The organism is Anaerovibrio lipolyticus DSM 3074, assembly GCF_900141865.1.
Classification (GTDB): Bacteria; Bacillota; Negativicutes; order Selenomonadales; family Selenomonadaceae; genus Anaerovibrio; species Anaerovibrio lipolyticus.
The window spans coordinates 41,355-53,630 of record NZ_FQYW01000008.1; the positions used below are offsets into that span (position 1 = coordinate 41,355).

Genomic DNA, 12,276 nt, shown 5'->3' on the forward strand with positions numbered 1-12,276 from the left:
GTTATGGAACTCAAAAATTATCAAAAGGGCGTACTGAATGATTTGCGGGATTATTTGGACGCTTTGAATAATACTCTTGACCTCAATAAAGCCTGGGAAAAATACTGGGGAGATAAGGATTTTTCCGTGGGTAATGGTGGCATTCCTGTCTATAAAAACAATATTGGAGGAGTACCAAATATCTGTATGAAGGTGCCCACCGGGGGCGGCAAGACCATATTGGCCTGCAGCTCCATTGGGGAGATTTTTCACGGTATTGGCTATAAAAATGGAAATCCCCGTATGGTGGTATGGCTGGTGCCTTCGGACTCCATTCTTGCCCAGACATTGGGGGCATTGTCCAATCCTGAGCACTCCTATCATCAACGTCTTATGCAGGACAATCAGGGCAAGGTGGCGGTGTTAAATAAGGAGCAGTTATTATCTGGTCAGGGCTTTTCCTTGGATATTGTGAGAGAACAGCTCACTATTTGTGTAATGAGCTTTGCTTCCCTGCGCATTGACAGCCGAAAGAAGGACGTGCGAAAGGTTTATCAGGAAAATGGTAATCTGATGTCATTTAAAAGCATATTGAAGGATGAGGATATGTTGCCCGATACTCCTGAGGATGCCCTGATACAGACTCTTAGGGCACTGCACCCTGTTGTGGTGGTGGATGAAAGCCATAACGTCCAGTCCAATCTGAGTACGGAAATGCTGGAAAATCTTAATCCGTCCTTTATCCTTAATCTTACGGCTACCCCAAGGAAGGACAGCAATATTATTTCCTATGTGGATGCCCGTGAGCTGCAAAAGGAAAATATGGTGAAGCTGCCGGTGATTGTGTACAACCGTCAGGAACGGCGGGATGTGATGAATGATGCTTTATTGCTTCGTTCCCGGTTGGAGAGTGCGGCTTTGGCAGAGGAAAAAGAGAGTGGCAGTTACATTCGCCCAATTGTGCTGTTTCAGGCGGAGCCAAAGATTGCCAAAAACAAGGATACCTTTGAGAAGATTAAGGAAAAGCTGGTGGAGCGGGGCATTCCAAAAGAACAGATAGCAGTAAAAACCAGCGAAGTAAATGATTTGGCTGGAATTGACCTGATGAGCCGTGCCTGTCCAATTCGTTATATTATTACAGTAAATGCCCTGAAAGAGGGCTGGGACTGTCCATTTGCCTATATTTTGGCTACCCTTGCCAATAAAACCTCCCAAGTTGATGTGGAGCAGATACTTGGCCGGGTTTTGCGTCAGCCATATACCCGTCAGCATGAAAAAAAGGAATTAAATATGTCCTACGTGCTGACTTGTTCCAGCGATTTCCACGCTATATTGAAAAATGTGGTGGCCGGGCTTAATAATGCGGGATTTTCCGAAAAAGATTTCCGTGCCGTGGATACTGACAGTATTATTGGGACTGAAACTGGCACCGATACCCAGGAACAGCCATCCTTGTTTGAGGAAAAGGAGCTGGAGCAGACATTGCAACAATCAGACACGGCAGATGCTGGGACAGCGGAGGAAAATACAGTTGAGCCAGATAATGACGATTTTGGGGATATAACTAGCGATGGCTTTGCCATGACGGTGGCAGAGACGGAGGCGTCCACTACCTCCCTTAAAATAGATAGTATGTTAAGACAGGCAACGGAGGAAGCCGAGGTATATATCACCAATGCGGAAATGGCGGAGCGTACTGGCCTTGCCACAGGGGAGCTGGGAGAAATGCAAAAGCAGTATAAAATGGTGGAAGAATTTGCCCAGGAGGCTATGGAACTGAAAATACCGCAATTTTTCGTGGAAGTGGGAACCAGCAACCTCTTTGGGGAAAGTGAGGAAATGTTGGAGCCAGACAATCTTAGCAAGGGTTTCAAGCTCCAAGGGCAGGATACGGATATAAATTTCCAGCTGTCCACCGGGGAGATTTATGAGGTGAATTTGGCGGAAAAAGGGGAGGCTGTACCGAAATATAAACAACTGAGCCAAAGGGACAGCCAGTATTTCCGGGAATATCTGGCAACCCTTCCTCCAGCCAAGCGTACGGAAAAATGTGCAGAGAGTATTGCGGCCATTATTGCCAAGCGGGATGACGGCACCACCGACCAGGAGATTTTGGCCTATGTAAAGCGTGTGGTGGAGGGCATGACGGCGGATGAGGTGGCCGCCTTGGAGACCTCTATTCCCGTTTATGCTGATACCATCAACAGGAAAATAAAGACTTTAAAAAAGAGCTATCAGGAAAAACAGTTCTTCAAATGGCTGGACAGTGACAGAATTGTCTGCAAGGCAGGCTATGTGCTGCCTAAGGTGATAGCCCCGGACAAAGCCATTTCCTCTATTCCGAAATCCCTTTATGAAGGGGAAAAGGAGGATATGAACAATTTTGAGCTGCGGCTGCTGGATGCCATGGTGAGCCTGGACAATGTGCGGTGGTGGCACAGGATTATTGACCGCAACCGCAACGAGATGAAGTTAAACGGCTTCATTAACCATTATCCTGATTTTATGGTAATGACCACATCGGGGAAGCTCCTTCTGATTGAGGCCAAGGGGGACCATCTGAATAATGAGGAAAGCAAAGAAAAGTTGAAGCTTGGCCGCAAGTGGCAGGAGAACGCCGGGAAGAAATTCAAGTATTTCATGGTGTTTGATAACAAGGATACGGCAGTGGACGGAGCCTATACCATTGACAGGTTTATTGGGGAAATATTGAAGGATATGTAAACCAAAAGGACAGCAATCTCAAATTAGAGAAAGCTGTCCTTTTGTGTTATAAATCTAATCCACATGGAAAAATATGGAATCCAGCAGCGATACAGGCAGCTTTGGAAGCAATAGGAAAATTGCCTTGCCGTTATCCTTTAGCCACTGGCGGTGCAATTTGTATTTAGGGTCGTATTGGGAAACCAGCTTCCAAAAGGCGGCGGAGTGGTTCATTTCTTTTAAATGTGCCAGCTCGTGGATAAGAAGATAATCTATCACCTCATCCGGTGCCATAATAATGCGCCAGTTAAAATTAAGATTTCTAAGTGACGAGCAGCTTCCCCAGCGGGAATCCTGATCCTTGATAAAAATCTTATTGAAGGATACCCCCATTTCCTCAGACCAGTAGGCGGTGCGGCTTATGATGTAATGCTGCGCCCTGCGGCGATACCATTTCACTAAAGGCACCTGTACAGGCACTTCAGGGTGATCCTTGTAAAAATTAACTTTAAGTCTGTCCCCATCTATTTTTACTTGTGGCTTATCCAGTGTTTTTCTTATTTCCAGGGAATAGGTTACTCCCCGATATGGCATGGGATGACCGGCGGCAAGATTGCGTATTGCTTTTCTCATTTTATTGAGGTATCCATGAATTTATGGAGAAGTCTGTGAAGGGTCTGTAAATCTTCTAAATCCATGTCAATACATTTTCCCATAGCCGCTGGAATGTGAGCAGCCTTGTCCTGCAATTCATTTCCCTCTGGGGTGAGGGAAATGATCAGACTGCGTTCATCCTCCTTGGAACGCTGGCGTTCTACGAAGCCCTTTTTTTCCAGAGTCTTCAGCACAGGGGTCAGGGTACCGGAATCCAAATAGAGGATAGTGCCCAGCTCCTTGGCAGAAAGCTGCCGGTGCTCCCACATAGCCATCATTGTAATGTATTGGGTATAGGTAAGGTCCAGTTCATCCAAAAGGGGCTTGTACTTGCGTACAACCTCTTTGGAACACACATATAATGGGAAGCATAGCTGATTGCGTAATCTAAGCTGTTCGTAGTTTGCCACGTTATTATCTCCTTGGGGTGATTGATTTTCCTAAAATTTATTTGCAAAGCTCAGGAGCATGCTCTGCCAAAAGCTCTGCCAGAATCTTGCCGTGATTCATTTCCTGGGCCATGAAGGTATCAAGCTCATCAGCTGCTTCATGAACGCCCAGTTTGCGGAGACCTTCGATCATCTCAGGCATCTTCTCATCAGCGGAGGCCTCCAGCTTCTGGATTTCAGCCACCAATGGCCAGAAATTCTGGTCATATTTTCCGTTTAATGCAGAGAAGAAACCGGAATGAATAGACTCCTGCATAGCAATATTGTAAAACTTTTTTGCTACTTCAGGCAAGCCCTGTTCTCTGGCCATACGGGCAAGGAACTGATACATCATTGCACCATCGCTCTCAGCCTTTGCCATATACTCAATAACCTGCTCCATCTCAGTACCTTTAGTTTTTCCGAAAATACTCATAATATACATCTCCTTGATTTAAATTTAATTGTGTACAATTTATCTGATGGGTTAATAATAACCGATGGAGGAAACAATGTCAAGAATAAAATTTAATTTTGTACAATCTATTTTAAGAGTATTCGTATTTTCGGTCATAAAGCAGAGCTGCCAGTAGTACCACAAAGCAGGAACCAGCATTATGGACAAGGGCTCCGGTAGTTGGATTTAATATACCAAGTACAGATAGTGTAACAGCAACGAAGTTTATGCACATGGAAAGAGTAATTGCGGTTTTTATAGTTTTGATGGTTGTATTGCTTAGCCACTTTAAATATGGCAGCTTGGAGGTGTTGTCATCCATCAGAGCTACATCGGCAGCATCTACGGCAATGTCACTGCCCATTGCTCCCATTGCAACACCCACATCGGCAGTTTTGAGAGCCGGAGCATCGTTGGTGGTGATTTACTGCCTGTTTGGTTCAGCATTAGTATTCGAAATGAAAACTATATAGTAATTTTCTTAAGCTAATGGACTTATTGCAAATCATAGTATTACAATGAGTGTTGGTTGTCAATTGTATTTACTTTTACTATGAAAGAGTAGAGAATAAGCTGCTATTTGTGTTAGCATAATGATATCTATATGGGCAGAGAGGATAATAATTACAATGGTAGTTGAAGGAAAGCATATTTACATATATGGCGAAAAAACAGGTTCAAAAACCTTGGTTATTATAAATACCTTTCAGGGGGATGGCAGCGGAATTTATTCGTCCATACAAGGTATGACAGATAAGGAAATATGTCTGGGGGTTGTCAGTGATATAAATTGGGCTGATGAAATGTCTCCATGGGCATGTCCACCTGTTGGCAAGGGGGAAGCACCATGCACAGGTGGAGCAGATAAATATCTGACTGTTCTGATCCGGAGCATTGTGCCAGCTATAAAGTGTAAAATGGCCAGTGAACCTGAAGAGATAGTAATTGGGGGATATTCCTTGGCTGGACTGTTTGCCGTTTATAGCTTATACAAGACTGATATGTTTAGCAGGGCAATAAGTGCATCAGGCTCCATGTGGTTTCCTGGATTCAAGGAATATACAGCTACACATGCGTTTTGCAAAAAGCCAGATAGGGCGTATTTTTCCCTTGGTGATAAGGAGGCAAAAACAAGAAATCCCATGCTAAGTTCCGTCGAGGAAAAGACCCGGGAAATTGTGGACAGCTACAGAGGTCTTGGGGTAGATACAGTGTTTGAAATGAATCCCGGAAATCATTTTAAAGATCCTGATATACGCCTTGCCAAGGGCATTTTGCGTTGTGTTACTTAATCTTAATTTAAAGGCGATATGATAATAAAGTTAAATTTTTCTATACTAATAATATGAAGTGTAGTATAATTATGTAAAATATTTTTTCGATAAGTTTTTAATAGAATAATACATAAAATCAGGTGTCGTTAGACTTGATAGAGAAGCCGGAAAAAAGCCGGCGCGGTCCCGCCACTGTATTGGGGAGCTAATTTGTAATTTTGCCACTGAAGGGGGAAAAGCCTCTTTGGGAAGGCGCAATGCAGCTATGAGCCAGAGCCAGGAGAACTGCCTGATTTATAATCACCGTTAGACCTACGAGAGATGGGGAGGGGATTTTCGCTTTGACAGGATAATTCTGCGCTCTTGATCTACGTGGTCAAGAGCTTTTGTTTTTTATGGAGGTGCATTTTGCGGAAATCTGTTTTTGGTATAGCTGCCATATTGTTGGTTTTATTATGCATCACATTGCTTTTATCCTTGGGGGCCGGTTCTGTCATGATTCCATCTGATGTGGTTTGGCAGCAGGTTATAACAGGATTCACAGGTGAAAATGTCCAAGTGTCCCGAATTTTATTTGATATCCGATTGCCACGTAGCTTGTTTGCTGCTATGGCTGGGGCGTCACTGGGATTGACGGGATTATTGATGCAGACCATATCCCAAAATGACTTGGCAGATCCATATATTTTGGGCGTTTCTTCAGGTGCCGGTGCCGGTGCTGTAATTTGTATAGTCACTGGTTTATCGACAATGCTGCTGGGTTATGGAGTTTATATTGGAGCCTTTGTGGGGGCAGCTTTAGCTACGGCTTCGGTGCTGTTGCTTTCTGGAAGAAATGATAATCCGCTACGTTTGGTGCTTATGGGTATCGGTGTGTCAGCTATTTTTTCAGCATTGACCATGTTTGCCATATATGCGGCAAAGGACGAGGCCCAGGTCCGTAGCGCCATGTTTTGGTTGTTAGGTAGTTTGACAGGGATTCAATGGAAGGTTGTTCCTGTAATGATGATATCCCTGACGGTTTTAATTCTTTTTTGCTGGCTTTACCGCCATGAGCTGGATATTATGCTGCTGGGCAGTGAGGAAGCCCGTTCACTGGGGATGTCGTATCAGCGGTTGCAGCGTATGTCAGTTATTATGGCCTCTGTATCAGCTGCTGTGGTGACATCTATTGCAGGTGTTATCGGATTTGTTGGTCTTATAGTACCCCACATGGCGCGACGTATTGGCCGTCCGGACCATGCCTCCATGCTTTGGGTCACTGTTTTGTTGGGAGCACTGGTGATGGTAGTGGCAGACGCATTAGCGCGGAGCCTTTTCCGTCCGGAGGAATTACCTATAGGTATTCTCACCTCTTTTTTGGGAGCACCGGTTTTCTTGTGGATTATATGGAGGCAGTATGCACGATAAGGATATGTTGCTTGAGACAAGGAAATTGTCCCTTAATATCGGGGACAAAAATGTATTATGTGAGGTTTCAGCCCATTTTTTTGAAAATCAGATTACTGCCATCATTGGTCCGAATGGCTCCGGCAAGAGTACCCTGCTGTCCTTTCTCACCAGAAAGCGTGTGGTTGGGGAGACTAATGGAACCGATGGTGAGGTGCTTTTCTGCGGAAATCCCTTGTCAGATATGAGCTCCCAAAGCTTTGCCAGACTGGCTGCGGTGCTACCACAATTTCATCACACCATTCTGGATTTTTATGTTGAAGATATTGTGCTGATGGGACGTTTTCCATTTAAGGAAAAATTTCAGGATTATACAGCCGAAGATCGTGAAAAGGTTCGTATTGCCATGGAAAAGGCGGGGGTATCCCATCTGGCCCTTCGCAAGGCAGGGGGACTTTCAGGAGGGGAGCTGCAGCGTGTCATGATTGCCAGAACGCTGGCCCAGGATACAGATTTGCTGTTCCTTGATGAGCCTACAAATCATCTTGATGTAAAGCATAAGCTGGCCCTAATGCACCTTTTGCGGGGGTGTGACAAGACAGTTGTAGCTGTGCTTCATGATTTATCATTGGTGGCACAGTATACGGATTATGTTGTCGCTATGAAAGGCGGTAAAGTCTATGCCAAAGGCAAAACAGAGGAGGTTTTAAAGCCAGAAATTTTAGAAGAAATATTTGAAGTGCCGTTTTTACGTTTTGAGCAAGATGGAAAAATTTATTTGAATTACTGAAGGGAGAGATTGATTTGAAGATGAAGCATTGGCTGAAAAAAGGTGCAGTTGCTGGTATGCTGATGGCCGCTTTGTTGAGTGTGGCCGGATGTGGCAATCAAAAAAATGAACAGGCGGCATCCTCCTCAGAGTATCCTGTATCCTGGACAGAAACCTTGAATGGACAGGAGACCAAGGTGTCTGTTGATAAGGCACCGGCCCGTGTTATTTCCATGTCCCAGGCCACCAGTGAAATGCTGTTGACACTGGGGCTGGAGGACCGCATGGTTGGAACAGCCATGAAGGAGGAAGAGGTTTTTGGTCCTGTAGCAGATGCCTACGGCAAGGTGAAGGTTTTGTCAGAAAAATGGCCTTCCTATGAGGCCTTTATGGCAGAGAAACCAGATTTTGCAACTGGCTGGGAGGTTGCTTTCACCAAGCGCGGCATTCCGTCAGATTCCATTACTTCTCAGGGAGTACCTATTTATATCCCTTCTTCCATGCAGAAGACTGATGCAGATCTGGAAACAGTTTTTGCAGATATGCTGAAGCTGGGCGACATTTTTGGTGTTCAGGACAAGGCCAAAGCATGGGTGGACTCCCAGAAGAAGGAATTGGAGCAGGTTCAGAAGGAACTGGGCAAACAGCCGAAAAAACGTGTATTTGTATATGACGCTTCTGATGGCAAGCCGTTTACAGCCTACAAGGGCTACACCACCAATATCCTGAAGCTGATTGGTGCAGAAAATATTATGGAAAACGCAGGTGTTGACAAGACCTGGGCCGCAGCCAGCTGGGAATCTGTTGTAGCAGGTGATCCGGAATACATTATTATTTGCGATTACAGTAGTGGTGTTCGTAATGAGGATGATTTCAAGGAGAAGGTCGCAACAATCCGCAATAATCCTCAACTGAAAGATGTTAAGGCCGTTAAGGAGAATCACTTTATAAAGGTTCGTCTGTCGGAGATTACGCCAGGTGTGCGTACAGTAGATGCTTTGAAGCGTCTTGCTGCTGAAATGAACAAGTAAAAAATTTTAATATGAAAATAAAGAGGACAGCAATCTCAAATATGAGACGGCTGTCCCTATTTTTATGTATTCAGCTTGTTTTTACATATTCAGTTGTCCTGGCAGTACCAGCTTTTCCTTAACAGGGAAGCCACGGTTGCGGTAGATGCCTACTCCAATGGCTACAGTTATCATATCGGTGGCAAGCTGTGAGGTCAGTACACCGTCAAGACCAAAGAGGTTTGGCAGAAGGGCCAGGGCATCTATTGCCTGTTTTGTTCCGCATTATTTATATCATTCAGCAAATCTGCCAGCGTAATTCTGGAAAAATCCTCCAGCATGTGCTCCTTCACCGTGGATAATCTGCGCCCCAGCACCTGCTGAATATTGCGGCCCACAGGACATTGGGGATTTGGATTATCCTGAATATGAAATAAATCTTCATCATCTTCAACAGCATTAAATATTTCCTGTAGTGTTATTTTTTCAGGATCCTTTACAAGCTTTGCCCCGCCCACGCCTGCTGCTACTTCCACTAATCCCGCAGATTTCAGCTGTCCCAGGGTTTTGCGGATAATAACCGGGTTGATATTGACACTGGAGGCAAGAAAATTAGAAGTGGTTTTAAAAACACCATCAAACTTTGCGATACATAACAATATTTGTGCTGCCACAGGCATACGAAATGAAAACTGCATAATAATTCTCCTTAAAGATAAAGACTCATTGTAATTCATGGTATTACAATGAGTCTTTATTGTCAATTATGCTTACTGAAACAGAAAACCTGCACTCATTTCCAAATAATTTACTCCCTCATAATCAGGGAAGGTATTTTTCACTTGCTGGATAAAATCATCCTTGTCCTTGCATTGAACAGCCAAATCTTTTACTTTGAGGAGATACTTAATTTTTGTAGCTACAGCATCCTGTCCCTCAGGGGTATGATGGCTAGTAAGAATCATCTGGTAATTTGCTGCCTGATACCGCTTCATGTCGTTAAGCTCAGCATCAATATAATCTATGCTTGGCAGAATATTGTGCACCTTGGCACCCAGCATGTGGCGATATACTATTCCCAGAGCAGGGATTTCCACGCTATAATCTTCATCAGCCGTTGGCAAAATGTTAAATTCTATACCAGCTACATTCACAGAATCTCCAGTCTTAACAATAGTCGCATTGTTAGGGAGGTTAGTATCAACGCTGTCGCCAAAAGCCTGAACAAAATTATCAGTCAGTGCCTTAACACCACCCTTTTCGCCCCAGCTGGCCAAGGCTTTCTCAGTGGCATAAATAGGAACATCAGGATAGGTGTTATAGCCATTGGAGTGATAGGAGAGGAACATGCCCTTTAAAGGTTTATTGAGAGAATGGATGTAGTTATTGAGTTCCTGTACGTTTTCCTTGAAGGCAGTGGATTCCAGGAGAACCAGCCCTTCTTTACTTTCTAAAACATAGCACTCATCGCTCAGCACATCATTTGTTTTATAAGCATGGAGCTTAGCAGAACCAAAATTATAAACGGTTACTTCGCCTTTGGTTAATTTAAGTGTAGATGCCGACGGTGCTTGAATGTTATTTACTGTTACTACAGCGGCAGCTTCTGCCACAGTGCCGGACACTGGTCCGGTGATAAATGGAAGGGACAGGGCTAACAGAGCGGGAATAATAATTTTCTTGATTTTCATTTTGTTTTCCTCCTAAAGTTCAACTAATGTTGTAACTAACTTGATTACAATGATATATTAACATCGGCTTGTTGTAATGTCAATAGTTACAACAAAAATTTTTTAGAAATTTTTTGCAGGATAACGGAGCATAGTTGGCGAATGGTTGCAACACATGTTATTAGTGGGATGGAATTTTTTTAGTTTTAATAAGGAGCAGTACATGGATGATAATATGTCGCAGGAGCAGCAGCTTGATTTTTTGATTAGTAGTTTTCTGGAAGAAAGTGGAGAATATCATGGTGCTCAAATCCCTGAAAGTTTACCAGAAAAGCGGCGTATCTTGCGCTCCCTCATGAATATCCGCATACCGGGGAAAATGAATGATAAAGTGCAGGTTGTGCAAGATTCCTATTTACAGTCACGCATCGAGGCCAACGGCGTGGTACGACTGGCAGATATCCCTATTATTAAGGATAATATTTCCATTTGGCAGGGTGATATAACCCGTTTAGCAGTGGATGCCATTGTCAATGCGGCCAATTCTCAGATGCTGGGGTGCTTTATACCTATGCACACCTGTATTGATAACTGCATTCATACCTTTGCGGGAGTCCAGCTCAGGTGGGAATGTCACAATAAAATGATTCAGTTGAGAAAGAAGTATGGCAAGGATTACGAACAACCCACGGCAGTGCCTATGTTGACAGAAGCCTACAATCTTCCAGCTAAAAAAGTAATACATATTGTGGGACCCATCGTGCAGGAGAATCTTAATCCAGCTTTGGAGACGGATTTGGCTTCCTGTTATTGGAACACACTGGAAATGTGCAGGGAAAATGGGTTAAAGAGTGTGGCCTTTTGTTGTATATCTACCGGTGTATTTCATTTTCCGAACAAGCGGGCGGCAGAAATAGCTGTTGCAACTATAAATAAATGGTTTTTTGAGAATAACTATCGTATGGAAAGAGTTATTTTCAATGTATTTAAGGATGAGGACAGGAGATATTATGAAGAAATCTTGGACGCTTCCTGAGAAAATTGAGCGATTGAAAACGGAAATAAAAAACACTCAGGCCATAGTAATAGGCGCAGGAGCTGGATTATCCACGGCAGCTGGGCTTACTTACAGCGGAGAGCGCTTTGAGAAATATTTTTGCGATTTTGCGAAACAATATGGTATCAATAATATTTATGCAGGGGGATTTTACCCTTTTCCGTCAGAGGAAATCAAATGGGCCTGGTGGGCACGGCATATCTATTTTAATCGCTACGTAGACCCGCCAAAGTCTGTGTACAAGGATTTACTGTCTTTGGTGGAGAATCAGGACTATTTCGTGCTGACCACCAATGTGGATCACCAGTTTCAGCGGGCGGGTTTTGACAAGAGCAGACTTTTTTATACCCAGGGAGACTATGGCCTTTTTCAGAGTACAAATCCCTCTGATGAAAATACTTACGATAATGAAGAGTGGGTTATGACTGCCATGGAGGCCCAGGGGTTTGTGAAGGATTCCAAAGGATTTTTCCAGATTCCTGTTGAAGGCAAGATTTCCATGCGACTTCCTTCTGAGTTAATACCAAAATGCCCGGATGATGGGTCGCCTGTTGTAATGAATTTGCGTTCCGATGACACCTTTGTGGAGGATGCAGGCTGGCATAGGGCGGCTATTGCCTACAATCAATACATAAAAGTACATGAAAATAAACATGTTCTGTATTGGGAATTGGGAGTGGGGGCTAACACCCCGGGAATTATTAAGTTCCCATTTTGGGAAATGACCGCAGCCAATAAAAATGCCGTATATGCCTGCGTAAATTATGGTGAAGCCTTTTGCCCGGAGTCAATTTCTGAGCGAAGCATTTGTATTGATGGTGATATTGCTGAGATATTGCAGCGATTATTATAGAATGTGCAATTAAAAAGGACAGCAATCTCAAAT

13 protein-coding genes and 1 riboswitch are annotated in these 12,276 nt (G+C 43.8%); of the genes, 7 read left to right on the plus strand and 6 right to left on the minus strand.

The annotated features are described in order from the left end of the window. The first annotated feature begins 3 nt into the window (after window positions 1–3). Window positions 4–2,703, plus strand: a complete 2,700-nt coding sequence (locus B6K08_RS05140) for a DEAD/DEAH box helicase (RefSeq protein WP_039208796.1) — start codon at window positions 4–6, stop codon at window positions 2,701–2,703. 54 nt (window positions 2,704–2,757) lie between these two features. Here B6K08_RS05140 and B6K08_RS05145 read toward each other — a convergent pair whose 3' ends face one another. The 4 genes from B6K08_RS05145 to B6K08_RS05160 all read right to left on the minus strand — a co-directional run bounded on the left by B6K08_RS05145 (window position 2,758) and on the right by B6K08_RS05160 (window position 4,606). After that, on the minus strand, window positions 2,758–3,315 hold the full coding sequence (locus B6K08_RS05145; protein ID WP_052212214.1) for a M48 family metallopeptidase: 558 nt from the start codon (window positions 3,313–3,315) through the stop codon (window positions 2,758–2,760). Next, window positions 3,312–3,746 carry a MarR family winged helix-turn-helix transcriptional regulator gene (locus B6K08_RS05150; RefSeq protein WP_039208794.1) on the minus strand — a complete coding sequence of 145 codons (435 nt, stop codon included), beginning with the start codon at window positions 3,744–3,746 and terminating at the stop codon, window positions 3,312–3,314. The genes B6K08_RS05145 and B6K08_RS05150 overlap by 4 nt, the downstream gene beginning before the upstream one ends. A gap of 37 nt (window positions 3,747–3,783) precedes the next feature. Beyond that, complete coding sequence (locus B6K08_RS05155) at window positions 3,784–4,200, minus strand: ferritin family protein (protein WP_039208791.1); 417 nt, start codon at window positions 4,198–4,200, stop codon at window positions 3,784–3,786. A gap of 112 nt (window positions 4,201–4,312) precedes the next feature. Next, window positions 4,313–4,606 carry a hypothetical protein gene (locus tag B6K08_RS05160; protein ID WP_327078468.1) on the minus strand — a complete coding sequence of 98 codons (294 nt, stop codon included), beginning with the start codon at window positions 4,604–4,606 and terminating at the stop codon, window positions 4,313–4,315. A 244-nt stretch (window positions 4,607–4,850) separates the two neighbouring features. Between B6K08_RS05160 and B6K08_RS05165 the strand changes: the two genes are divergently transcribed. From B6K08_RS05165 to B6K08_RS05180, 4 genes are all read left to right on the plus strand, one after another. Beyond that, the gene (locus B6K08_RS05165) at window positions 4,851–5,513 is read left to right on the plus strand and encodes an alpha/beta hydrolase-fold protein (RefSeq protein ID WP_039208783.1); all 663 of its coding nucleotides are present in this window, start codon (window positions 4,851–4,853) and stop codon (window positions 5,511–5,513) included. 103 nt (window positions 5,514–5,616) lie between these two features. After that, window positions 5,617–5,802, plus strand: a riboswitch (cobalamin riboswitch). A 101-nt stretch (window positions 5,803–5,903) separates the two neighbouring features. Further along, the gene (locus B6K08_RS05170) at window positions 5,904–6,905 is read left to right on the plus strand and encodes a FecCD family ABC transporter permease (protein WP_039208778.1); all 1,002 of its coding nucleotides are present in this window, start codon (window positions 5,904–5,906) and stop codon (window positions 6,903–6,905) included. Next, the gene (locus tag B6K08_RS05175; protein ID WP_052212207.1) at window positions 6,895–7,674 is read left to right on the plus strand and encodes an ABC transporter ATP-binding protein; all 780 of its coding nucleotides are present in this window, start codon (window positions 6,895–6,897) and stop codon (window positions 7,672–7,674) included. Before B6K08_RS05170 ends, B6K08_RS05175 begins: the two co-directional genes overlap by 11 nt. Before the next feature lie 20 nt (window positions 7,675–7,694). Continuing rightward, window positions 7,695–8,684 carry an ABC transporter substrate-binding protein gene (locus B6K08_RS05180; protein ID WP_080325669.1) on the plus strand — a complete coding sequence of 330 codons (990 nt, stop codon included), beginning with the start codon at window positions 7,695–7,697 and terminating at the stop codon, window positions 8,682–8,684. 242 nt (window positions 8,685–8,926) lie between these two features. Here B6K08_RS05180 and B6K08_RS05185 read toward each other — a convergent pair whose 3' ends face one another. Further along, window positions 8,927–9,361, minus strand: a complete 435-nt coding sequence (locus tag B6K08_RS05185) for an Rrf2 family transcriptional regulator (RefSeq protein WP_039208775.1) — start codon at window positions 9,359–9,361, stop codon at window positions 8,927–8,929. A gap of 72 nt (window positions 9,362–9,433) precedes the next feature. Further along, window positions 9,434–10,354, minus strand: a complete 921-nt coding sequence (locus B6K08_RS05190; protein WP_052212204.1) for an MBL fold metallo-hydrolase — start codon at window positions 10,352–10,354, stop codon at window positions 9,434–9,436. Between the two features lie 202 nt (window positions 10,355–10,556). On the opposite strand from B6K08_RS05190, the gene B6K08_RS05195 reads away from it, so the two are divergent. Both B6K08_RS05195 and B6K08_RS05200 read left to right on the plus strand, forming a co-directional pair. Further along, window positions 10,557–11,369: a protein-ADP-ribose hydrolase gene (locus tag B6K08_RS05195; protein WP_080325575.1), complete on the plus strand. Its 813-nt coding sequence runs from the start codon at window positions 10,557–10,559 to the stop codon at window positions 11,367–11,369. Then, window positions 11,344–12,243, plus strand: coding sequence for an SIR2 family NAD-dependent protein deacylase (locus tag B6K08_RS05200; RefSeq protein WP_080325576.1), 900 nt, complete (start codon window positions 11,344–11,346; stop codon window positions 12,241–12,243). The genes B6K08_RS05195 and B6K08_RS05200 overlap by 26 nt, the downstream gene beginning before the upstream one ends. Window positions 12,244–12,276: the final 33 nt, after the last annotated feature.